Here is a 23,826-nt window from a genome sequence, read left to right on the forward strand (position 1 = left end):
ATTTTATTTACTGCCAGAGCCGCTTAGGCTTGGCGAATTTTTAACGAACTATTGATCAGATTATACAAATATATTTCGCGCAAATGGTTTTGGTAATCCGTGGGCTATTTTATCAGGTGAGGTAGCTACCAACTGGGATACGGGAAAGACAGTAATGATTAATGGATTTAATGCCAGTAATGCCCCTTATCATCGGTTTAATGATGTATATAAATATATTCGTCAGGCTCAGTTGTTTATTCAAAATGTTAAGCCTATTGGTGTGGCTACTGATAAAGAACATCTGACGCAAGAAGAGGTCGATCGCATGAAAGCGGAGGCCAAGTTCTTTATCGCATATGGTTATTTTTCGTTATTTGAACTTTACGGTCCAGTACCTATTTTGGATAAGCTGGAGGACCCCTCGGTTACTGCATTTGATTATCCGCGTGCTTCAGTGGATGAAATGATCAATTTCATCGATAATCTTTATGCAGAGATTTTGGAGGAGGATAAATTGCCTCAAACTTTGATGCAGAAAGGTCCTGATGGTAAATTGAAATATAATATGAATGAGATGGTTCGTCCGACTAAAGCTGTTGTGTTGGCTCTGCGGGCTAAATTGTGGGTTTATGCTGCCAGTCCTTTGTTTAATGGCGGATACAAGGAGGCATTGGAATTGACGAACAAGGATGGCAAACGGTTGTTCCCGGATAAGGACCCCGGTAAATGGGAAACCGCAAAGAAACATCTAGAAACCTTCTTGAACTTTGCAAAATCGAATGGTTATGATTTATTTAAGGCCTATGATGAATCGGGGAAAAATGAAGATCCTAATCAATCGGTATATCGTTTGTTTCAAGAGTATAATCAGGAAATCATTTGGGCAACTACCGTTTCTCAGCACATGAATGTGGATAGTGAAGGAAACCGTCGTTGTCGTCCTACAGCCATCTACGATGGGTTTAGCGGCATTGCTCCTTCGCAAATCTACGTTGATGCGTTCTTCACACGGAATGGTTTGGATATTCACGAGGATCCGGAATATAATGAAACTGGTTTTACGGATATCGAGAATCCATGTGCTTATCAAAAACCGCAGATAGATAAGCATATATTCAATATGTATGTTAATCGTGAACCTCGTTTCTATAATGCCATTACTTATCAGGGAAAGAGCTGGCACATTCAAATGGAAGACGGATGGCAGGTCGATTTTACGAAGAGTGGTAATAACTCTAATTATATTGCTTTCCGCGAACATTATACAGGGTATTTGTTGTATAAGCGTACCTCACAAGATTGTTTCCCGCAGGGAGACTGGTTGCGCGTACACGCATGTCCTTCCATTATCCTTCGTTTGGCAGATTTTTATCTTTATTATGCAGAGGTTTGCAATGAAATTAATCCTAAAGACCCTGCCATTATTGAGTATTTGGATAAGGTTAGGGAAAGGGCTGGGATTCCCGGTTATCAGGAATTGCAAGCTACTGGTAAAAAAACGGGAGTTATCGGTGATTATGAAAAGCAGGCTTATGCTATCCGTAGAGAACGACAGGTTGAGCTCTATGTAGAGGGACAGCGTTATTTTGATGTTCGGCGTTGGATGATTTGTGATCCTGGTCAGGAAGCCGATCAAACGCAGTTCTGGGGAATGAATGTCGATGGTGAAGATCTTCCATTGGACGATCCCGGAACATTCTATCAAAGAAAGAATGTCCGTAAAAATCAATGGGTACGTGCAATGTATCTGTATCCGTTCCCACATAATGAAGTGGTGAAGTCTCCAAGTCTTGTACAGAATCCGTTGTGGTAATGTTTTAAACTGAAGTTTCCACTTCGTTTAATGGGCGAAGTGGAAACTTTTTTATTTTGATAATGAATTAACTGATTTTAAAATGAGAATAAAACCTATATTTTTGAGTCTGTTATTATGCTTGTGTTTTACAAATAGCTTTTCGCAGGAAGAGAATAATCAGAAATGGACTTTTGAAACTTTGGATGGCTGGGCTTATGGCCATCAAGATGATAATCCGGATAATCAGTGTTTGCTGAAAGACGGGATTTTGAAAATTTATACACGTGCAAACTCTTGGGACCGTAAGAAAATTCATACGGTAGAGAAGAAATACACTTCTGGTAGATATAAATGGAAGACATATATCCCTCAAATGGGCGAGGGTGACCAAGCAAGTGTAGGCTCCTGGATTTATTGTGACGATCATCATGAATTGGATTTTGAGGTAGGCTACGGGAAAAAAGAAGTAAGAGAGCAACTTAAGGCCAGATCCAATGAAATGATTGCTTATATGACTTCGCAAGATTTTCCTTATTCTTCCATTCCTGTTAAGTTGAAGACTGGCTGGCATATATTTGAGATTGATTTGACCCTTAAAGATAAGAAATATTATGCCACATGGTATATTGATGGGAAGAAGAAACATGAATCGCAATTACAATTTGGCGATGAAATAAAGTTTCATATATTCTGTAGTGTGGAAAATCTGAAATTCATAGGTGACCATATTCCTCAGCAGGAAAATTATGGATTGTATGATTTTGTCCAATATAAATTTCATGATTAAATTGTTATGATTTGTAGATATATATTGTTTGTGCTGTTTGCTCTTTGTGGAGGATGGGTTGAAGCGCAAGAAAATCGGAATTATGAATTTTTGGACATGAAGTCTTCTCCTTTTGAAGTAGATGAAAATTATCTGTCCAAACATGACATCGTTTATCTTTCGCCCACTCAACTCGAGGCGGAAGGATTCCCTATGGGAAATGGAAATATGGGAGGGATGATTTGGAATCATGATAATGGCATAGAGATACAGATCAATAAGAATGATTTATGGACCGATCTAAGAGCAGACGAAGGTAATACGGCCATTCTGAAACATGCAGCCCGTATCAAAATTGATTTTGGAACTCCTGTCTTTAGCTGGATTCATTTGAAGGATTTTGAGGGACGTTTGTCCATAAAGAATGGTGAAGTCACTTATAAGTCGACGTCTGCTGTATCTGATACATATATTCGGACGTGGTTGGCTTCGCAGAAGAACATTTGGGTGGTAGAATGCCAGAATACATTGGATAAAACGCTTGGAGAAAAGTCGTTGGCAACGGTCTCTTTGGAGAGGATAGGCAGTAGGGCTTTTGCTGGTTGGTATTCAGGTTATTTCCCCAAAGATGTACATGTGGGTGTTGGGAATACCAATTCTTCCTGGGATGGAAGGGATCTGATTCTTGAAGAGAATGGTGCAGGTTTGCATTTTGTTGTTGCATGCCGTATGTTGGAGAAGCCTAAGTCTGCCGAAGTTGTGAACCGACATCGGTCGGAGCAGGAAACGGATCGTTCCAACTTTACACTTCTGATAAGTGTAGTGACAGATAGAGAGAATGAGAATCCTAAACAGGCTGCTAAAGACTTATTGGATAGTGCGGAAGCGGAAGGCATAGACTATCTTCGGAAAGAAAAGGATACTTGGTATAAGAAGTTTTGGTCCAATTCATTTGTGAAGCTGGGGGATGACTATGTAGAGAATATTTATTATTTGCGCCGATATTTGATGGCTGCCGGTTCACAAGGTGAATTCCCTGTCGCATTTAACGGAGGCTTATGGCGTTGGAATCGGGACGTGATGAACTGGGTAACCCCCCATCACTGGAATACCCAGCAACAATATTGGGGGCTATGTGCTCAGAATGATTGCCAGCTGATGCTTCCGTATTTGAATACTTACTTCAAGATGATTCCTTTTGCCGAAAGTCTGGCAAAAGAAAAAGGTGCAAATGATAATGCTTTGTTGATTACTGAGGCGCATTGTTTTAACGGTCATCAAGATAGTAAAGATCGTGGTGACATGAAGAACAATTATACGCCGGCCTCACAAATAGCATCTTTGTTTTGGGATTATTATGATTTTACAGGTGATAGGGATTTCCTTCAGAATAAAGCATATCCTTTCATGAAAAAGGCAGCCAATTTTTATTTGGACAAATTGCAATGGGATAAACAAAAGAAGGAATATTTCTTTTATTCGTCTGTATATGAATCGGCTTCGATTGATCATGTAAAGAATGCCATTACTGACAGAATTTGTATAGAGCAGCTTTTTAGGAACTGTATTAAGGCGGCATCGGTGCTTGGAGTAGATAAAAAAATGATATCAAGATGGAAGTATGTATTGCGGCATTTATGGAAAATAAGATTTGAACAATACGAAACTTGTGGCGAAACTATTGCTCCTGCCGAAGAGTACTATACGGCCGAACGGTATACTCCTTGGATATGGTCGAATGGTGGCTTGGCGGCATTTCCTGCCAATTTAGTTGGTATAGACAGTGTTCATACGCGAATTGGGCAGGCTGTTATTAATCTGGCAAATTGTAGGAGCGATGCAAATGCTCATTATCCTATTCCTGAAGTTGCGGCTCGAATGGGCTTGGGAGACAAGGCCTTGGAGTATATTGTGAATGGAATAAAAATCCATCAGATGTATCCTCAGGGGCTGATGCATAATGTGACTGGATATCCCGACAATATTTATGATTTGAATTCGCGGCATGATCTGCTTAATCATAGTCACATTATTCGTTCGCAAGCATTTTTCCAATGCGGAATGGAGCCAATCAGCAATTATGCGACTGCTGTCAATGAAATGTTGTTGCAGAGTCATGAAAATAAGATTCGCGTGTTTCCTGCCATTCCTGCGAAGTGGGATACAACGGAGGTGGCTTTTACATTATTGGCACGGGGAGGCTTTGTCGTTTCATCGCGTAGGGATAAAAAAGCATTGGTCTCCAGTATCGGTATAAAGAGTCTTCAGGGTAATATTTGTAGGGTTCAAAATCCGTGGAAGACGTTGGATATACAAGTGTTGAATGTTGCTGAAAATAAAAATGTAAAATGTAAGATTGATGATAAAGGGGTAATTATTTTCCCTACAGAAAAGGGTGTTGAATATGTGATTACGAATGCTGCTGTTCCTGTTGCTGAGCACCAGGTGATATACAGTGGCAAGGCAAATTCAAAAGTAAAACGGTTGGGAAATCGTGTGATTGGTAAATTCAGTGGATGGCATAATCCGAATGAATAACCCATTCCTAATAGGGACAAAATTGCTGACTATTGTTAATATACTTTGACTTAACTATTTTTGAGACACTCTCAAGGGTATAGAGATTGATCAGGACAGCACAAAAGCAGAGCGGGGAAACCTCTTCCGAAGTTTCCCCGCTCTTTTAATTTTTTGCCGAGGTAAGATTACTTACGCAGGCCGAGTTCTTTAACCAGGGCACGGTAACGTTCGATGTCACGGGCCTTCAGGTAGTCGAGCAACGCACGGCGTTTGCCTACCAACATGGTCAAAGCTCTTTCAGTACTATAATCCTTTCTGTTGAGCTTCATGTGCTCAGTCAGACGAGCAATACGGTAGGAAAACAATGCTACCTGAGACTCAACCGATCCGGTATCAGTGTTAGACTTTCCGTACTTGCCGAAGATTTCTTGCTTTTTAGCAGCGTCTAAATACATAATGTTTTAATTAAAAGGTTGATAATATTCTCTTTCGAGGCTGCAAAGGTAGGCATTATCTTTGATATGGCAATGAGTTTCAGTATTTTTTTCTTCTGGATACCACATATATAGGGCAAAAGTTGTAACTTTGCAGACCAGAAAATAATAGGTATTATATGCAGAACATTAGAAACATTGCCATCATCGCCCACGTGGACCATGGCAAGACGACGCTAGTAGACAAGATGCTTCTGGCCGGAAACCTCTTCCGCAGCAACCAGAGCACGGGTGAATTAATGCTGGATAACAATGACCTGGAACGCGAACGAGGGATAACGATTCTCTCGAAGAATGTTTCCATCAACTATAAAGGCACCAAAATCAACATTATTGATACTCCGGGACACAGCGACTTCGGCGGCGAGGTGGAACGTGTGCTCAACATGGCCGACGGCTGCATTCTGCTGGTCGACGCTTTCGAAGGACCGATGCCGCAGACGCGCTTCGTGCTCCAGAAGGCGCTTCAGATTGGCCTGAAGCCCATCGTGGTGGTGAACAAGGTGGACAAGCCCAACTGCCGCCCCGAGGAAGTGTACGAAATGGTGTTCGACCTGATGTTCAGCCTCAATGCCACAGAAGAACAGCTGGACTTCCCCGTCATCTACGGTTCGGCCAAGAACAACTGGATGAGTACCGACTGGCAGAAGCCGACGGACAACATCACGCCGCTCCTGGACTGCATCATCGAAAATATTCCTGCTCCCCAGCAGCTGGAAGGTACGCCGCAGATGCTGGTGACGTCGCTGGACTATTCTTCCTATACCGGCCGTATTGCCGTGGGCCGCGTGCACCGCGGTACGTTGCGCGAGGGCATGAACGTGTCTCTGGCCAAGCGCGACGGCAGCATCATCAAGACCAAAATCAAGGAACTGCATACATTCGAGGGTATGGGCCGCGTGAAGGTGGCCGAGGTATCTTCGGGCGACATCTGTGCGCTGGTGGGTATCGAGGGATTTGAAATCGGCGACACCATCTGCGACTTCGAGAACCCCGAACCGCTGCCGCCTATTGCCATCGACGAGCCGACGATGAGCATGCTCTTCACCATCAACGATTCTCCGTTCTTCGGCAAGGAGGGCAAGTTTGTGACGTCGCGCCACATCCACGACCGTCTGATGAAGGAGTTGGACAAGAACCTGGCCCTACGCGTGAAGAAGAGCGAGGAGGATGGCAAGTGGATTGTTTCGGGCCGTGGCGTGCTCCATCTCTCCGTATTGATCGAGACCATGCGCCGCGAGGGCTACGAACTTCAGGTGGGCCAGCCGCAGGTAATCTTCAAGGAGATAGATGGTGTGAAGTGTGAGCCGGTGGAAGAACTGACGGTGAACGTCCCCGAAGAATATGCCAGCAAGATTATCGATATGGTGACACGCCGCAAGGGTGAGATGGTGAAGATGGAAACGGCTGGTGGCGAGCGTGTGAATCTGGAATTCGACATGCCTTCGCGAGGCATCATCGGCTTGCGTACCAACGTGCTGACGGCCAGTGCGGGCGAGGCCATCATGGCACACCGTTTCAAGGAGTATCAGCCGTTCAAGGGCGAGATTGAGCGCCGTACCAACGGATCGATGATTGCAATGGAAAGCGGAACGGCTTTTGCTTATGCCATCGACAAACTGCAGGACCGCGGCAAGTTCTTCATCTTCCCGCAGGAAGAGGTGTATGCCGGACAGGTGGTGGGCGAGCACTCGCACGACAATGACCTGGTGGTGAATGTCACGAAGTCGAAGAAGCTGACCAACATGCGTGCCAGCGGTTCGGACGAGAAGGCGCGCCTCATTCCGCCCGTACAGTTCTCGCTGGAGGAAGCGTTGGAGTACATCAAGGAAGACGAATATGTAGAGGTAACGCCCAAGTCCATGCGTATGCGCAAGGTCATCCTGGACGAACTGGAGCGCAAGCGTGCCAACAGAGGCTGATATTGATACATTACCTTCATATAGGAAAGAGGATGCCGGATGGGAAAATTTCCCTCCGGCATCCTCTTTCTTTTTCACAAAAAGTGACCAAAAGAATACTTTTAAGTACTAAAGGGTAATTGCTTTTTGCAGGGAAATGCGTTACTTTGTCTCAGCCGATGAGGCAAATCTATAAAAAGAAAGGAGAAACTTATGAACCTGAACCTGCAATTTGTCAAAAGAAACAGCCAGAAGGTATACGATGTGCTGGCCTATTATACACGCTGTACCTTCGACCAGCTGGAGAAGCTTTGCAATCTGACCAGTACAGACCTCTGCCTGGCGCTGGCACAGCTGATGCGCGAACATAAGGTAGAGCAGTACAGCGAAAGCCGTGCCGTCTATTACCGCCTGCCTGCCTGATGGGCCGGGTAAAACAATGAAGCACTTCCTGAGGGCCTGACGAAGCACTTCGTCACCTGCTCAGGAAGTGCTTCGTCATATCCTCATACAGCACTTCGTTGCACCCTCAGGAAGCACTTCGTCGGAGCGGCATGCAGTGCTTCGTCTCCGGCTTCCGTGCGTAGGGGTGTCTCTTTAGTCAATAAACTGTACTTTTTCAGCCTTGCGCGGCTTGGCTGCGGGCGCTTCGTCGGGATAGCCGAAGGCGATGCAGTAGAGCAGCTCATAGCCCTCGCTGAAATTCAGCTTCTTCAGATATTCGGCCGCTTCGGGCGACTTCATGAAGCGGGCGGGACCGCCGAGGCAGCACGAACCGATGCCCATGGACTGCGCCGCGAGTATCATGTTACCGCCCAGCAGGCCGCAGTCTATCTGCGAGCAGTCGTACGACGGGTCGTTGGCGATGAACATCACCGTCGGGGCGTTGCGGAACATGTTCTTGAACGACGGGTCTTCGGCCGCTTTCGGGTTGGCCTTCTTGTAGAGTTCCGTCACGCCGTTGATGAAGTCGGGATTGTCTACCACACGCACTTCCCACGACTGCTTGTTCATGCCGTTGGGGGCATTGATGCCACACTTCAGGATGGTCTGCATCGTGTCGCGGTTCACGGCCTGCGGCTTGTACTGGCGAATGCTGCGGCGTTCCATGATGGTCTTGATGACGGCTTCCGACTGGCTGAGGCCTTCGGCGGCCGCTACGTTTTCCTTCTGTGAGGCGGGAGCCGTACAGCCGATGGCCGTGCACAGGCAAAGCCCGCTCAAGAGTCCTTTCAATAGTTTCATAATCGTTCGTTTTGTAGGTTGGTTTTATTTGTTTTCGTCTTCTTCGTTGTTGTCGTCCAGCCCCTGGTCTACGCCTTCCAGAAAGCCGTCGAGCACGGCACCGGCCTTCTCCATCTGTTCCATGATGGCTTTTCCGCTGTTCTTGAAGACGGTGGCGGCATACTGGCCTTGCAGCTTGGCCACTTCCTTCAGTTCGTCCTCACTGAGGTCTTCGTAGGAGTTGATTTTGTCGAGCAGCTGGCTGAACTTTTTGTTGGCTTTCTCCCATTGTTCCTGGGTGTAGTCTTCGCCGTCCTTCTGGATTTCTTCCACAAAGTCTTTCAGGTCGTCGATGCGGCTGCTTTTCGACTGGCAGGCCGACAGGCTGAGGATGCCGGCGGCAAGCAGGGGTAGGATGTATTTCTTCATACGCATACGTGTTTTAGGAACTATTTGTTTGCAAATATAGCGAAAGGCGAGAGCAGAAAAAATAAGTTTACTTAATTTTTTGTGCCGAGCCACCTCCTATATTCTTTAAATACAGTGAAAGGTGAGAGGAGGAAGAGGATGTATTAAAATAGAGGTATCTGAGACTCTCCTCCTTCCAGAAGGAGGGGAGTTAAAATAGCCTCACTTCATTTAGATACAGATTCATCCTCTTGAGCTGTACCCTTGTAAGGGGATGAGCAAGGCAGCTGATTATCAACGAAATCGTTTTCCTTACCCTGTTTCCTATACGAGGAAAGGCTTTCCCTCACCGAGGGAAAGCCTTTCTCTTTAAAGGGGAAACCTTTTCCCTCGGTGAGGGAAAGTCGGGAAGTGGCACGGTGGCGGCTTGTTCTTACGTATGTTGGACATAAAAAAGAGGGCGCAACCCCCGCAGGAGTGCGTCCTCTTCTTATAATGGATAGAATCGAGTCGATTAGAGTTTCGGACCGGCAGCAACCAGAGCCTTGCCAGCTTCGTTGCCAGTGAACTTCTCGAAGTTCTTGATGAAGCGTCCAGCCAGGTCTTTTGCCTTCTCTTCCCACTTGCAAGCGCAGTCGTAAGTGTCGCGAGGATCGAGGATCTTCGGATCTACGCCCGGCAGTTCGGTAGGAACAACGAAATCGAAGAAAGGAATAACCTTTGTCGGAGCCTTGTCGATAGAACCGTCGAGGATAGCGTCGATGATACCACGAGTGTCGCGGATAGAGATACGCTTGCCAGTACCGTTCCAGCCAGTGTTAACCAGGTAAGCCTTGGCACCAACTTTCTCCATCTTCTTAACCAGCTCTTCTGCATACTTAGTCGGGTGCAGGCTCAGGAAGGCTGCGCCGAAGCAAGCAGAGAATGTCGGAGTCGGTTCAGTGATACCACGTTCTGTACCGGCCAACTTAGCGGTGAAACCAGACAGGAAGTAGTACTGAGCTTGTTCCGGGTTCAGGATAGATACCGGAGGCAATACACCGAAGGCATCAGCAGACAGGAAGATTACCTGATGAGCGTGAGGACCTTTGGATACGGGCTTAACGATGTTCTCGATGTGGTAGATAGGATAAGAAACACGAGTGTTCTCCGTTACGCTCTTGTCAGCGAAGTCAATCTTGCCGTTGGCGTCAACTGTTACGTTCTCCAGCAGAGCGTCGCGCTTGATGGCAGCGTAGATATCGGGTTCGCTTTCCTTGTCGAGGTTGATAACCTTGGCATAGCAACCACCTTCGTAGTTGAATACGCCTTCGTCGTCCCATCCGTGCTCGTCGTCACCAATCAGTTTACGTTTCGGGTCGGTAGACAGAGTAGTCTTACCAGTACCAGACAGACCGAAGAAGATAGCAGTGTCAGTGCCTTCCATGTTAGTGTTGGCAGAGCAGTGCATAGAAGCGATACCACGCAGCGGGTTCAGGTAGTTCATGATAGAGAAGATACCCTTCTTCATTTCACCACCGTACCAAGTGTTCAGGATAACCTGTTCGTTGGTCTTCAGGTTGAATACAGTAGCTGTTTCAGAGTTCAGACCCAGTTCCTTGTAGTTGTCAACCTTAGCCTTAGCAGCGTTGAATGATACGAAATCAGGTTCGCCGTAGTTAGCCAGTTCTTCTTCTGTCGGACGGATGAACATGTTCTTTACGAAGTGAGCCTGCCAAGCAACTTCCATGATGAAACGTACTTTCAGACGAGTTGCAGGGTTGGCGCCACAGAATGTATCCATAACGAACAGACGCTTGCCGCTCAATTCCTTAACGGCTTTAGCCTTCAGGTCGGCCCATGCTTCTTCAGAGCAAGGCTTGTTGTCGTTCTTGTAAGCGTCAGAAGTCCACCATACAGTGTCCTTGCTGGCTTCGTTCATTACAAAGAATTTATCTTTAGGAGAACGTCCGGTATAGATACCAGTCATTACGTTCACAGCACCCAGTTCTGTTACCTGGCCCTTCTCATAGCCTTCGAGGCTTGATTTGGTCTCTTCTTCGAACAATACTTCATAAGACGGGTTGTGGAGAATCTCCTTTACGTCTTGAATACCGTACTTGCTTAAATCTAAATTTGCCATTTGTTTTAAGATTTTAAAAATTGGTATTTTAGTGAATAATCTCTTTTTACCTTAAAGCTTTACAAGGAGTTACGTTCGTCGCGTCCGGCGGACGGCCTCCGAAGGGCTCCCCCTTGTTTTCCGCGTACAAAAGTACGATTTTCTTCGGAAAGAAATGCCCGATTGGAGAAATTTTTCTTTAATTCCCGCTCTTTTATAAATCCATAACAATATCTGCTAACTGAATGTTGCAAAACTTGTCTTTTTTTTGAAGCTGGGGGCTTTTAAAGTGAACTGGGCTTCTTTTCCAGTTCCTTGGCTACCCATCGTGTCCATTCGTCCACGTTGTCCGTCAACGTTTCGGGCAGGGGTAACGGAATGCGTACGTCGGGAGCAATCCCCGTCTGGTCGACACCGTTGTCGGGCAGGCGGCAGGAACGTGTCATGGGAATATAAAGAGTAATGCCGGATTGGGGCAGATTAACTCCGCGGCAGTTTGAATAATCAAGGCATCCTTTCGTGTTGTCTTGTCCGTAAATGGTAGTACGTTGGCTGCATGACCGCAGATTCAGCACCATTTGTTCGCCAGCACTGGCTACTTGGCCGTCTATAATAAGTGCTGCCTGGCGGGGACGTGGGAAAATCGTATCATAAGCGATGGCTACTTGTCTGGGTGTCATGGCCACAAACTCTTCTTGCGACTTTTTCATGTTTTCCACCACTTGCTGAAGCCAATCCAATTCGATATCTGCTAGCTCGGCGATGTGTGCGGGTGTGTTGCGTATTTCAACCCCGTCCACGTAACCCTTCCGGTCGTACAGCAGTTTTTCGTAGGGGTTAAATATCTCATCGGTTCCTCCGCCGTTGCCTCGGATGTCAATGATCAGATTCTCGCATCCTGAGGTCAGGTAGGCGTCAATGGACTGATGTACCCATTCCAGTGTCGGGTCATCTCCCATGCACGATGGGAAACGGATGAGGAAGGTATGGTCAGTCACTTTCCGGAAGGTTTTGGTGGGGTTGTATTCTTTCATCTCTTCATACGTGGGTACTTTCCGCATGTAGGGCTGGGAATAGCCGCCTGCCCGTAAGTGGAAATCGCCAAACCAGGCATAAAGTTCGCCTAAAGCTTCCCAGGACTTTCGTCCCTGTTTGTCCACTTGCTGGCGGCAACGGGCTTTTAGTGCTTCATATTGATCTCGGGTTTGCTCTGTCACCAAAGTGGGAAATCCCACATAGTTGGTTTCCAATTCCCGGACGCCAAAATCAAACTCAGCCAAATCGGCGTTTGAAGAAATCTTTTCCTGTCCGGCTGCTGAGGTATAGATAAAGAATAGCAGTGCATAGAAGAATAGTAATTTGATTTTCTCGTTTCGCATGAATGTCTTTCTCATCTTTCCTTGTGTTTATATGTTTCTGTGACAAAGATAACGTTTTCCTCCAAGCAAGTGGATGTATATACGGGGAAAATCGTATTTTTGCATTCGGAATAAACAAAAACACTATGAAAGTAATCAATTTTGCTGAGACCAACACCGTGATGAACCAGTACGTGGCCGAAATACGCGACGTGAACATTCAGGGCGACCGCATGCGCTTCCGCCGCAACATCGAGCGCATCGGCGAGCTGATGGCTTACGAGATGAGCAAGGAACTGACGTATTCGGTAAAGCAGGTGCAGACGCCTCTGGGCGTGGCGCCGGCCAGCACGCCCGACGACGATGTGGTCATTGCCACCGTTTTCCGTGCCGGCCTGCCGCTCCATCAGGGATTCTTGAATGTGTTCGACCGTGCCGGCAATGCCTTCGTGTCGGCCTACCGCTATTATAAGGATAAGGAGTGCCGCGAGCTGGATGTACACATCGAATACATTGCCACGCCCGACCTGACGCAGAAGACGCTGATGCTCGTCGACCCCATGCTGGCTACGGGCGAGAGCATGGAGCTGGCCTATCGTGCTTTCCTGAGCAAGGGACGTCCGGCCCGTCTGCTGATAGCCTGCGTCATCGCCAGCCGTCAGGGTGTGGAGCATCTGCAACGGATTTTCCCCGGCGACGACGTTACGCTTTGGTGTGCCGCCATCGACCCCGAACTGAACGAGCGCTCGTACATCGTGCCCGGCTTGGGCGATGCGGGCGACTTGGCCTACGGAGACAAGCTTTGACATTTTGCCGTCTTTCTCTCTTGAATACCTGACAGAATGCGCGGAATGCCTTTGTTTGGCTGACTCCTCCCTTCTTCGGGCGGGACGAAATAGAGGCGGAGAGCGGGGTGAAACTCCCTTTTTGAGCCTCCCGAAGTAGGTTTTGAGGCATCAGATTGTATGTTTTCAGTCGGCAGATTGTATGTTTTGCGGCGTCAGGTCGTATGTTTCGTATCAGAAAAAGGCTGCTTTTCTGTGGAAAAGCGGCTTTTTTTGTCTGTTTTTTCCCGTCTTTTTCGTTGTGAGAGCGTTTGATGAGGCCTCTTTCTGCCCTTTTTTCGTTTTTTAACTTCTCTTTCAAATGTAAGGATTTCGCTATCCGGCTGTTGGTCAGCGGGAAAGGCGCTTCCCGCTTCGTCGTTTGCCGCACGGTCTTCCTGCGGGCCGAAACAGGCGATTCTCGGGCACTTACGGATGCAAAGTGTCAGATTGTCAATAATGATATCAGTCTGTATATAGTTACTTGACTGATGTACAGTTATCGTTTTATAATATAATATGGTGTGGCTTGTTCTCTTTTGTTTTCATGGTGTGCTTTGAGGAGGCATGTTTCGTCTAATTATTAAAAAATAAGTTCTATTGTTTTGTTATGTCAACAAGAATTCTTATCTTTGCACATAGTTGAATGCTGATGTTGACCTTGGATATTGTATAGTCTTAAATTATAGCAATATATACAAGTTGTATTTTTAGAGTAGATTAGTTAATCTTTCAATTGAAATGTTATGAATGAAATCCTGAAAAAGTTGAAGCCGATAGGACTGTCTCTTTTGCTATCGGCTGTTCCTTTCGGAGCGATTCTTGCGGACGTATCTATGGCAGACAATGCAATCGTCCAGCAGAATGGTGAATGTAAAGGCGTTGTTAAAGATGCCAATGGTGAAACTGTAATTGGTGCCTCGGTGAAAGTTCAGGGGGCCGGTACAGGAAGTATTACCGATATCGACGGTAATTTCGTGATACCTAACGTAGCCCGTGGCGCTACTTTGGAAATCAGCTTTGTGGGTTATCAGACGGTGACCGTTACATGGGACGGAAAGCCATTGAGCATTGTTCTGAAAGAAGACGCGCAGGCTTTGGATGAAGTGGTGGTTGTAGGTTTCGGTTCTCAGAAGAAAGCCAACCTGACGGGTGCCGTTACTACCGTCAAGATGGACGACGTGCTGGGTGAACGTCCGCTGACAAAAGCTGCCGATGCCTTGCAGGGTGCGGTTCCCGGTCTGTTTGTAGGTAGCAACGGTAACTCTCCGGGCGAAAGCCGTTCGTTCCAGATTCGTGGAGCCTATTCGATTGGTTCGGGTTCGTCTATCGCTCCATTGGTCTTGATAGACAACGTGGAAGGCGACATCGATATGCTGAACCCCGACGATATTGAATCCATTACGGTGATGAAGGATGCCGCTTCGTCGGCCATCTACGGTGCCCGTGCTGCCGGTGGCGTTATTTTGGTGACAACCAAACGGCCCAAGAGCGGTGAGCGTTTCCAGCTGAACTACAACAACAACTTTGCTTTTGCCAATGCCGTCAATCTGCCCAAGCAGACTTCGTTGGAAACCTATCTGTATGCTTACCAGGAGGCTTCGGGTAATGACTATTGGTCGTTGGGAGCTCCCAAGGTAGACCGTTGGTTGGATTTGTTGGCCCAGTATAAAGCCAATCCTTCGTCTATCGAAACCAAAGGTGACGGTATTTACAAGGATACCGACGGAGCTTTGTATTTCCTCAATGAAAAGGACTTGATGAAGAATATGATGGAAACCAGTTTCCAGCAGACTCATAACCTTTCGGTAAGTGGAGGTACAGAACGCTTGCGCTATCGTCTTTCAGCCGGATTGGTTGATACGGACGGTGTGCTTTATTCTGACAAAGATAAGTATACCCGTATGAATGTCAGCAGCTTCATTTCGGCGGACATTACCAAGTGGTTTACTCAGGAAGCTACATTAAGTTATGCTCATAGCAAGCGTAATATGGTTGTCTCCCAAGGTGGAGGCTTGTGGAGTACCCGTCTGCCGTCTTTTTATCCGGAAGGTTCGATGCCCGAAGGATACGGATTGGGTAATGATGATAATCTGCTTTTTTTCACGTCGCGTAACCAGATTGAAACGGCCAATCCATACAAGAACATCAACGACAACCCGCGTATTTTTCTGAAATCGATCTTAAAACCTCTGAAGGGGCTTGAAATAGCCTTCGAGTATACTTATGATAAGAATATGTACGACTATCATTGGTATACAGGTAGTGTGCAGATGACTTCCATTCAGGGTGGAGCCGATACGACCCCAAGTAACGACTATCTGCGCAAGTACAAGCAATATACAGACTATAATGCCATCAACCTGTATGGTACGTATAGTTTTGACTTGGCTCAGGATCATCATTTCAAAGTGATGGCAGGTTTCAACCAGGAGTCCAGCTATCAGGAAACGGTCGATGTTTATTCTTATACCCAGTCAATCCCCGAGATTCCATCTTTAGGTGGTGGTTCAGGTACGTTGACCGCGAATGATTATTATACCGAGTATGCGGTTCGTGGTGGTTTCTTCCGTGTGAACTATGACTATAAAGGCAAGTATCTGCTGGAAGTGAATGGCCGATATGACGGTTCGTCCAAATTCCCCAAAGATTCTCGTTTTGGCTTTTTCCCCTCTGTTTCGGTCGGTTGGAATATGGCTCAGGAGGACTTTATGGCCGGTGCATCTTCTTGGCTCGACCAGTTGAAGATTCGTGGTTCTTATGGACTTATTGGTAATCAGAATATTGCAGCCTACTCTTTTGTTCCTGCTATGAGTGTGAACAACAAATATACGGGTTGGTTGATCAATGGTGCGCCTGTTACAGCTATTACCTCGTTACCCAGTCTGGTCCGTTCGGACTTTACGTGGGAGAAGGTGGGTACTACCAATATCGGTATCGACTTTGCTTTGTTCAACAATCGTTTGAGCGGTCTTTTTGAATGGTATCAGCGTGACACGAAGGGTATGTTGGCTCCCGGAATGCAGTTGCCGGCAGTAGTGGGTGCTTCTGCGCCGACACAAAATACGGCTGACATGCGTACCCGTGGTTGGGAACTGAACATGAACTGGCGTGACAAGATTGGAAAGTGGTCTTATAGGGTAGGCTTTAATCTGTCCGATTCCAAGAGTGTGATTACTAAATATGACAGCAACGAGTCCAAACTCCTCAGGACCTATTATGAAGGAATGGAATTGGGTGAATATTGGGGATATCTGTTTGACGGTTTTTATACGGTAGATGATTTCGTAGATACACAGACCTGGCAATTGAAGGACGGTGTAGTACGTATAAACGGTGCCAATCCGCGTCCGGGTGATGTGAAGTTCAAGAATCTGCGGGATGATGAAATGGGTGAGAATCTGATTTACGCCGGTGACGGAACACTGGAGAATCCGGGTGACCGTGAGCGGATTGGAAATTATCTTCCCCGTTATCTGTATGGCATTAATCTGGGAGTAAGCTATGAAGGTTTTGATCTGAGTGTCTTCCTGCAAGGTACAGGTAAACGTGATTATTGGATTGCCAACGTGTTGACTTTCCCGATGTATGGTGACTTTAAGTTCATTCCGCTTTATGAAGGGACAGAGAACTATTGGCGTCCGGTTGATGCTGCTGGAGGTGACTACACTTGTGCCAATCCTGATGCTGAATTCCCGCGTATCTACGACGGATATGGAAACATGAGTTCGAACTATCGCACGTCTGACAAATACATGTCTGATGCTTCTTATCTGCGCATCAAGAATGTTACGTTATCTTATTCATTCCCCAAACAATGGATACAGAAGGTCCAGCTGTCTCAGTTGAAGGCCTTTGTAAGTATTGAGAATTTGGCAACTTTCACATCGTTGAACAAGGGTATAGATCCTGAAACCCTGAGTTGGAATTATCCGAATTTCCGTACGGTTTCCTTCGGTTTGAATGTAACCTTATAAATGTATTAACCTTTTCAATAAAGACGTTACAATGAAAAAAATAATGATATGCGCAGCCTTGCTGGGTGGATTGGCCTTGACTGGTTGCAACGATAGCTTTCTGGAAAAATATCCGGTGACTTCACCGACGGAAGAAAACGCTTTCCAGAATTATGATAATTTTCAGGCTTTCATGTGGCCTTGTTACGAGATTTTCAGTAATACAACAATCCGTACTTCTTTTGCCGGAAATGGCTGGGGTAATGGTGGCGGGCAATACACAGGCGATGCAGATGCCGGATATCTGAATTATCGCAGCCCGAGTGGTTTTAACCAGTTTGCCTATCAGACCAAAGGTAGTACGGCCTCGGGTAACGGTTGGGATTTTAGCGGTGTACTTCGTCGTGTCAATATCATGCTTTCGCATTTGGATGATTCTGGTATGAGCGATGCTGAGAAGGACCATTGGAAAGCGGTGGGATACTTCTTCCATTCGTATTGGTATATGGAGTTGATTGACCGTTTTGGTGATGTACCTTGGGTGGACAAGGTTTTGAGCGAAAGTTCACCTGAAATTTACGAAGGACGTAGGGACCGTAAGGAGGTTGCCGATATGGTACTGGAACGTCTGAAATGGGCCGAAGAGCACATAGGTGATTTTGAATCGCAAGATGGAGAGAATACGATCAATGTGGATTGTGTCAGAGCCGTTATTTCCCGTTTTGCATTGCGTGAAGGTACGTGGCGTAAATATCATGGACTGGGTGATGAAGAAAAATATCTGAATGAGTGTATCCGCGTTTCAGAACTATTGATGGCGGCTTATCCTACGCTTTATACGGGTACAGACGGGCAGCCGGGAGCAGGTTATGGTGAAATGTGGACAACGGACGATTTGGGTAATGTGCCGGGAATCATCCTTTATAAATCATATGTTTCAGGAGTAAATCCAGTGCAAGGTGGATGCTATGTAGAGCATACTTCTTCATCGGACATTGAGATGAACCAGAATACGGTGGATCTTTATTTGATGAAGAATGGCAAACCTATTCATAACGTTGCATCCAATTATCATGGGAATGCTACGATGTATGATGTGTTCCGTGATCGTGACCCTCGTATGTATCATACCATCATGCCTCCTTATAAGGTGATTGCAAATGGAGCTAACAAACCGGCCCAGAATCCGAATGCATCATGGGGATATACAGACAATCCTGCCGATCGCGAATATATAGATATAATGGGTGAAAATTATTCATGCAGCAATCCGGGTGTTGGTATGAAGCGTTTGCCGGCGCAGAACTGGTCTGCTTCATTGGTACCTGAAATTCCTAGAATCGGTACGGGTGGTGCTTTTGTACAATGTCGATCCGGTTATTATATTTGGAAATTGTATTGTTGCTGGGAAGAAAACTTTAACAATGGCCAGTTGAACGTAGCCGATAAGCCGATTTTCAAGATCGAAGAAACGTTGTTGAATTATGCGGAAGCCAAGGCCGAATTGGGACAATTTACCCAAACAGAAGCGGACAAGAGTATCAACTTGCTGCGTAGACGTGCAGGTGTTTCCGATATGATTGTGTCCGAGATTGATGATAATTTTGATCCTGAACGGCCTTACTATTATCCAGCCGGCAATGATGCAGGAATTCGAGTACCGGCCTTGTTATGGGAAGTTCGTCGTGAACGTATTATAGAACTGATGGGCGAAGGTTTTGGTTTTTATGATATACGCCGTTGGCGTATGGCTCCCTGGTTCCTTAACCGTGCCGCAAAAGGTATTTGGGCATCAAAGAGTTTTGCACAGTCTGTGGGTATGACACTTTACAATGAATCTACAGGACTTTCTGACGGACAAAACGGTTCGATGACCGAGGGGTACTTGTATCTGTTCAATGATCCCCAAGCTGAAGGAAAAGGTTGGGATGATAAATATTATCTCTATCAGGTACCGACTGATGAATTTATTCTTAATCCTGATTTGACGCAAAACCCGGGTTGGGGAAAAGGTGGAGAAGATTGATTTAGGGTAATGAAGATTTTGTAACACTTTGGGCGTAGATGAATGGGCAGGTCGTTCTCTCAAAATCATCTGCGCCCATTGTCTGTTTTTCCAAAATATTCTGTATCTTTACGCTTCAAAATATGATTCTATGAAAAAGATTGTTCATTTTATTCCTTCGGCTGCTTTGGCCGTTGTTGCTTGTCCTTCAGTAATGTTGGCGGCTGATAAACCTGATTCGGACAAACCGAACATCATCTTTATTCTGTGTGACGACATGGGTTACGGCGACCTGGCCTGCTATGGTCAGAAGTATATCCAGACGCCCAATCTGGACCGGATGGCGGCCGAGGGCATGCTCTTTACGCAAGCCTATGCGGGCAGTCCTGTCAGTGCGCCGTCGCGTGCATCACTGATGACGGGGCAGCATTCGGGACACGGGCATGTACGTGGAAACAAAGAGTATTGGACCAATGCCTCTTTGATGAAATATGGCAACAACGATGAATATACCGTTGTTGGCCAGGAACCTTACGATCCCGATCACATCATCTTGCCCGAAATCATGAAGAAGAACGGTTATACCACCGGTATGTTCGGCAAGTGGGCGGGCGGTTACGAAGGTTCGTGCTCCACGCCCGACAAGCGCGGCATCGACGAATACTATGGCTTCATCTGCCAGTTCCAGGCCCATCTGTACTATCCGAACTTCCTGAACCGTTACAGCAAGTCGAAGGGTGATACGGCTACCATCCGTGTCACGATGGACGACAACATCCGCTATCCGATGTATGGCGACGACTATAAGAAGCGCCCCCAGTATTCGGCTGACATGATTCATCAGGAGGCTTTGGCCTGGCTCGACAAGCAGGACGGCAAGCAGCCATTCTACGGTTTCTTTACCTATACGTTGCCCCACGCCGAACTGGCCCAGCCCAACGACTCAATCCTGAAGGCTTATAAGAAGAAGTTTTTCGTGGACAAGACGTGGGGAGGTAGCGAAGGTTCGCGCTACAATGCCGTGGTGCATACACATGCCGAGTTTGCGGGCATGATTACCCGTCTGGATGCTTATGTGGGCGAGATTCTGGCCAAACTGAAGGAGAAGGGACTGGACGAGAATACACTGGTCATCTTCAGCAGCGACAACGGCCCTCACGAGGAAGGCGGTGCCGATCCCGAGTTCTTCGGGCGCGATGGCAAGTTGCGCGGATTGAAACGCCAGTGCTACGAAGGCGGTATCCGCATTCCCTTCATTGTACGCTGGCCGGGACATGTGCCTGCCGGTACGGTAAACGACCACCAGCTGGCCTTTTACGACGTAATGCCTACGTTCTGCGAGCTGATAGGCGACAAGAAGTTCCCCAAAAAGTATCTGAACAAGAAGTTGGAGGGCGATTGCTTCGACGGCATCTCGTTCGCTCCGACGATGCTGGGGCAGGACGATAAGCAGCAGAAGCATGACTTTCTGTATTGGGAATTCCATGAAACAGACCAGATTGGTGTGCGTATGGGCGACTGGAAACTGGTTGTGAAGAAAGGGAAAACTCATCTTTACGATTTGGCAGCAGACGTTCACGAAGATCATGACATAGCTGCCCAGCATCCCGATATTGTGGAGCAGATGGTAGGAATCATTCATCGCGAACACCGCCCGAGCGAGTTGTTCAAGGTAACATTGCCCTGATGGAAAGACAGATGATATAATGAAAGAAGGCTGCGCTCACGAACGCAGCCTTCTTTCATTATCCTCCTTTAGGATTGTGGTTCGAGCGTGATGCAGTCGATGTCCGGTGTCCAGGTGTAGGCGCTGCCCAGACGTATGGTGTTGCGGCCGGGTTCCAGTCGGACGGGCAGGCTGACGGTACAGATACCTTCGGAGCGGTTCTTCGCCAGCTTCTTGATGGGAGCGTAGGCGTGTCCATTTACTTCTACTTCGATGAGGCGGTCGTTCACTTCTCGTTTCCCCGCTTCGGGAGGCAGGTAGGCGATGGTCAGTGTGTAGCTGCCCCCTTTGTCGCTATGGACGTTGCTCCATTCCATGTAGTTGTCTTTGCTTCCGCCGATGTGGGTCACAATCATTCGTCCCGAAGCTCCTTCAAAGGGTTGGGGGCTGATGATGCGTTTCTGTTTGCCCAGGTCGTTGTAGAGAGGAAGGTAAGCCCATTCGGCTTCATAGCGGGTCGGTTCGAGGCGCTGTTCTGCCTTGAGGCGCAGAATTTTTACACTGTGCGGCGGTAAGGTGTACGACAGGTATTCTCGGATTGCTTTTTCGTCTTTTTGCTTCACGAGGTCGCGCACTTTCACTTTCCCGCCCAATTCAAGCAGGTCCAGCGGAACGTGGAAGGCACATGTGCTGTCCGACGGATTGTAAAGGGCGGCGGCACGCACATTACCACGTAGCTGTTCGATGTCTTTCACCAACACGTATCCTTCTCCCTCGTGTTGCACCACGTAGGCCTGGAGGCCCAGCGGATCTTGGTTGAGCGCTATCAGTTCCTTGTTTTTCAGTAGTTTCAGGGAGGCGTCTGGGATAGCCGTCAGGTCACATCCGATGAGCAGCGGAGAGCTCATGAGACACCACATCCCGAAGTGTACTTCCTCTTCTGTTTGTGTCAGGCCGCGGCCTATTTCCAGCATGTCCATGTCGTTATAGTGTCCGCCTCCTGCATAAGCAGATAGGTAGAGGTTTTTCCGGATGATGGATTTCACGGAACTCCAACGGGGCGATATATCGCCGCTGATGCGCCACGAACGGGCCAGGTCGCGTGCCCAGGTACCGGGGAAGGCCCACCGGCAGATGTTGACCGAGATGTCGCGCGGGCATACTTCCCGAATGGCTTTGCTGATGGCAGTGTACCGTTCACGTTCGTCCAGGTCGAGTTGCTGTCCGGCACCGCAATAGTCTATTTTGATAAAGTCGAAACCCCATTGGTTGAAGTAAAGGTCGGCATCCTGCTTCTCATGGCCGTACAGGCCGACGCCTACCCCATTGAGATCGGCATCCCAAAGCGAGCCGCAGGTATTGGCTCCGGCATCGGAGTAGATACCGGCTTTCAGTCCGAGGCGGTGGATGTGGTCGGCCACACACTTGACACCGTTGGGGAAACGTTCGGGATGTGTCTGTAGTATCCCTTTCTCGTTGCGGTACCCGAAGAAACCGTCGTCGATGTTGATGTATTTGTAGCCGGCATCCTTCAGCCCGAGTGAAATCATGGCTTCGGCCTGCCGTTTGATGAGGTCTTCACTGATGTTGATGCGGTAGGTGTTCCACGAACTCCAGCCCATGATGGGAGGAACTATTGTAGATTGTCTTTGAGCCTGGATGGACGTGGCGGCTGTCAGAAAAATAAATAGAGAGGTACAGACATTGGTAAATAATGTATGTTTCATGGCTAAATGGGTGAGGGATTAAAAAAATAAAGATGCCATCTTATCGGTTGGCAAGATGGCATCTTCGGTTAGGAAGAGAAGTTTATTTTACTTCCCAAGTATCGTTGGTCATCAGCAGCTCTTCGAAGTTGTGATAGTTCTTCTTGGCGCTCACTTCCTCAATCTGGGCATGTACGGCCTCGTCATAGGTCGGCTCGTCCACGTCGCGGATGACGCCGAGGGCGATGGGGAAGTCCGGCCCTTCCATCAGCGCGAGTTTCAGCTGTAGGGTGTTGTCCATACAGTGGGCGTCGTGCACCAGGATGTCTTTCTCGGTGATGCCGTTTTCGCCCAACTTCACCACTTTCAGGCCGAAACCTTCCTGCATCAGGCCATATTCGCGGTTTTCGCCGAAAATCATCGGCTTGCCGTGTTCCAGATAGATGGCGTTCTTGGCGCGTCCTTCCTTGTTGTAAACAGAGTCGTGCGTACCGTTGTTGAAGATGACGCAGTTCTGGAGGATTTCGCAGACGGCGGCACCTTTATGGTTGTAGGCTGCTTTCAGGATTTCTACCGTGCCGGCAGCATCGGTGGCTACGGCACGTGCGAAGAAACGTCCGCGTGCACCGAAGCACAGTTCGGCGGGATGGAAAGGATCTTCTACAGTGCCGTAGGGCGATGACTTGCTGACAAAGCCGCGGGGCGACGTCGGCGAGTATTGTCCCTTGGTCAGACCGTAGATGCGGTTGTTCAGCAGAATCATGTTCAGGTCGATGTTGCGGCGTACGGCGTGGATGAAGTGATTGCCGCCGATGGCCAGCCCGTCACCGTCGCCTGAAATCTGCCAGACGGCCAGATTGGGATTGGTGACTTTGGCACCGGTCGAGATAGCGGCCGCACGGCCGTGGATGGTCTGCATGGCATACGTATTCATATAATAGGGCAGACGGCTGGAGCATCCGATACCCGAGATGACGGCTGTTTCCCACGGAGCCTTGCCTATTTCGGCCATGGCCTTGTGCAGGGAGGCCAGGAAGAAGTGGTCGCCGCAGCCCGGACACCAACGGGGTTGTCCTTTCTTGAAGTCTTTAGCTGTATATTCGTTCATAATTGTGTCCTC

Annotated in this window: 16 protein-coding genes; 9 read left to right on the plus strand and 7 right to left on the minus strand. The window is 47.6% G+C overall.

All coding sequences use genetic code 11. The features are described 5' to 3' along the window. Window positions 1-154: 154 nt before the first annotated feature. From RDO88_RS08115 to RDO88_RS08125, 3 genes are all read left to right on the plus strand, one after another. Complete coding sequence (locus tag RDO88_RS08115) at window positions 155-1,795, plus strand: RagB/SusD family nutrient uptake outer membrane protein (RefSeq protein WP_307758897.1); 1,641 nt, start codon at window positions 155-157, stop codon at window positions 1,793-1,795. Window positions 1,796-1,877: 82 nt separating this feature from the next. Continuing rightward, window positions 1,878-2,564: a hypothetical protein gene (locus tag RDO88_RS08120; RefSeq protein WP_307758898.1), complete on the plus strand. Its 687-nt coding sequence runs from the start codon at window positions 1,878-1,880 to the stop codon at window positions 2,562-2,564. A gap of 6 nt (window positions 2,565-2,570) precedes the next feature. After that, window positions 2,571-5,081: a glycoside hydrolase family 95-like protein gene (locus RDO88_RS08125; protein WP_307758899.1), complete on the plus strand. Its 2,511-nt coding sequence runs from the start codon at window positions 2,571-2,573 to the stop codon at window positions 5,079-5,081. A gap of 167 nt (window positions 5,082-5,248) precedes the next feature. Here the strand turns inward: RDO88_RS08125 and rpsO are convergent, their stop codons facing one another. Next, on the minus strand, window positions 5,249-5,518 hold the full coding sequence (gene rpsO, locus RDO88_RS08130; protein ID WP_021846818.1) for a 30S ribosomal protein S15: 270 nt from the start codon (window positions 5,516-5,518) through the stop codon (window positions 5,249-5,251). 158 nt (window positions 5,519-5,676) lie between these two features. On the opposite strand from rpsO, the gene typA reads away from it, so the two are divergent. Beyond that, the gene (gene typA, locus RDO88_RS08135; protein WP_307758900.1) at window positions 5,677-7,479 is read left to right on the plus strand and encodes a translational GTPase TypA; all 1,803 of its coding nucleotides are present in this window, start codon (window positions 5,677-5,679) and stop codon (window positions 7,477-7,479) included. A gap of 192 nt (window positions 7,480-7,671) precedes the next feature. Then, window positions 7,672-7,881, plus strand: coding sequence for a winged helix-turn-helix domain-containing protein (locus tag RDO88_RS08140; RefSeq protein WP_307758901.1), 210 nt, complete (start codon window positions 7,672-7,674; stop codon window positions 7,879-7,881). Window positions 7,882-8,055: 174 nt separating this feature from the next. Here RDO88_RS08140 and RDO88_RS08145 read toward each other — a convergent pair whose 3' ends face one another. The 4 genes from RDO88_RS08145 to RDO88_RS08160 form a co-directional block, all read right to left on the minus strand. Then, entirely contained in the window at window positions 8,056-8,703 is a 648-nt protein-coding gene (locus RDO88_RS08145) for a nitroreductase family protein (protein WP_307758902.1), read from the minus strand. A 24-nt stretch (window positions 8,704-8,727) separates the two neighbouring features. Then, a complete protein-coding gene (locus tag RDO88_RS08150; protein WP_307758903.1) occupies window positions 8,728-9,111 on the minus strand; it encodes a DUF6565 domain-containing protein in 384 nt (127 codons plus the stop codon). Between the two features lie 493 nt (window positions 9,112-9,604). Further along, on the minus strand, window positions 9,605-11,212 hold the full coding sequence (pckA, locus tag RDO88_RS08155; RefSeq protein ID WP_307758904.1) for a phosphoenolpyruvate carboxykinase (ATP): 1,608 nt from the start codon (window positions 11,210-11,212) through the stop codon (window positions 9,605-9,607). 263 nt (window positions 11,213-11,475) lie between these two features. Further along, a complete protein-coding gene (locus RDO88_RS08160) occupies window positions 11,476-12,585 on the minus strand; it encodes a S41 family peptidase (protein ID WP_307758905.1) in 1,110 nt (369 codons plus the stop codon). Between the two features lie 110 nt (window positions 12,586-12,695). On the opposite strand from RDO88_RS08160, the gene upp reads away from it, so the two are divergent. From upp to RDO88_RS08180, 4 genes are all read left to right on the plus strand, one after another. Continuing rightward, window positions 12,696-13,355, plus strand: coding sequence for a uracil phosphoribosyltransferase (gene upp / locus RDO88_RS08165; protein ID WP_307758906.1), 660 nt, complete (start codon window positions 12,696-12,698; stop codon window positions 13,353-13,355). A gap of 854 nt (window positions 13,356-14,209) precedes the next feature. After that, the gene (locus RDO88_RS08170) at window positions 14,210-17,350 is read left to right on the plus strand and encodes a SusC/RagA family TonB-linked outer membrane protein (RefSeq protein ID WP_307758962.1); all 3,141 of its coding nucleotides are present in this window, start codon (window positions 14,210-14,212) and stop codon (window positions 17,348-17,350) included. Between the two features lie 31 nt (window positions 17,351-17,381). Beyond that, a complete protein-coding gene (locus RDO88_RS08175) occupies window positions 17,382-19,355 on the plus strand; it encodes a RagB/SusD family nutrient uptake outer membrane protein (protein WP_307758907.1) in 1,974 nt (657 codons plus the stop codon). A gap of 193 nt (window positions 19,356-19,548) precedes the next feature. Then, a complete protein-coding gene (locus tag RDO88_RS08180) occupies window positions 19,549-21,021 on the plus strand; it encodes an arylsulfatase (RefSeq protein WP_374043928.1) in 1,473 nt (490 codons plus the stop codon). 68 nt (window positions 21,022-21,089) lie between these two features. On the opposite strand, the gene RDO88_RS08185 is transcribed toward RDO88_RS08180, so the two are convergent. Both RDO88_RS08185 and RDO88_RS08190 read right to left on the minus strand, forming a co-directional pair. Further along, window positions 21,090-22,727 (minus strand): alpha-galactosidase, encoded by a 1,638-nt coding sequence (locus tag RDO88_RS08185; RefSeq protein ID WP_307758909.1) that lies wholly within the window; start codon window positions 22,725-22,727, stop codon window positions 21,090-21,092. A gap of 82 nt (window positions 22,728-22,809) precedes the next feature. Beyond that, on the minus strand, window positions 22,810-23,814 hold the full coding sequence (locus RDO88_RS08190) for a 2-oxoacid:ferredoxin oxidoreductase subunit beta (protein WP_075318090.1): 1,005 nt from the start codon (window positions 23,812-23,814) through the stop codon (window positions 22,810-22,812). Between the last annotated feature and the right edge of the window lie 12 nt (window positions 23,815-23,826).

The organism is uncultured Mediterranea sp., from assembly GCF_902493215.1.
Lineage (GTDB): Bacteria > Bacteroidota > Bacteroidia > Bacteroidales > Bacteroidaceae > Bacteroides.

Coding starts and splice junctions, on each gene's coding strand:
- RDO88_RS08115 (WP_307758897.1), top strand. CDS start 155: ATGATTAATGGATTTAATGCCAGTAATGCCCCTTATCATCGGTTTAAT.
- RDO88_RS08120 (WP_307758898.1), top strand. CDS start 1,878: ATGAGAATAAAACCTATATTTTTGAGTCTGTTATTATGCTTGTGTTTT.
- RDO88_RS08125 (WP_307758899.1), top strand. CDS start 2,571: ATGATTTGTAGATATATATTGTTTGTGCTGTTTGCTCTTTGTGGAGGA.
- rpsO (WP_021846818.1), bottom strand. CDS start 5,518: ATGTATTTAGACGCTGCTAAAAAGCAAGAAATCTTCGGCAAGTACGGA.
- typA (WP_307758900.1), top strand. CDS start 5,677: ATGCAGAACATTAGAAACATTGCCATCATCGCCCACGTGGACCATGGC.
- RDO88_RS08140 (WP_307758901.1), top strand. CDS start 7,672: ATGAACCTGAACCTGCAATTTGTCAAAAGAAACAGCCAGAAGGTATAC.
- RDO88_RS08145 (WP_307758902.1), bottom strand. CDS start 8,703: ATGAAACTATTGAAAGGACTCTTGAGCGGGCTTTGCCTGTGCACGGCC.
- RDO88_RS08150 (WP_307758903.1), bottom strand. CDS start 9,111: ATGAAGAAATACATCCTACCCCTGCTTGCCGCCGGCATCCTCAGCCTG.
- pckA (WP_307758904.1), bottom strand. CDS start 11,212: ATGGCAAATTTAGATTTAAGCAAGTACGGTATTCAAGACGTAAAGGAG.
- RDO88_RS08160 (WP_307758905.1), bottom strand. CDS start 12,585: ATGAGAAAGACATTCATGCGAAACGAGAAAATCAAATTACTATTCTTC.
- upp (WP_307758906.1), top strand. CDS start 12,696: ATGAAAGTAATCAATTTTGCTGAGACCAACACCGTGATGAACCAGTAC.
- RDO88_RS08170 (WP_307758962.1), top strand. CDS start 14,210: ATGGCAGACAATGCAATCGTCCAGCAGAATGGTGAATGTAAAGGCGTT.
- RDO88_RS08175 (WP_307758907.1), top strand. CDS start 17,382: ATGAAAAAAATAATGATATGCGCAGCCTTGCTGGGTGGATTGGCCTTG.
- RDO88_RS08180 (WP_374043928.1), top strand. CDS start 19,549: ATGTTGGCGGCTGATAAACCTGATTCGGACAAACCGAACATCATCTTT.
- RDO88_RS08185 (WP_307758909.1), bottom strand. CDS start 22,727: ATGAAACATACATTATTTACCAATGTCTGTACCTCTCTATTTATTTTT.
- RDO88_RS08190 (WP_075318090.1), bottom strand. CDS start 23,814: ATGAACGAATATACAGCTAAAGACTTCAAGAAAGGACAACCCCGTTGG.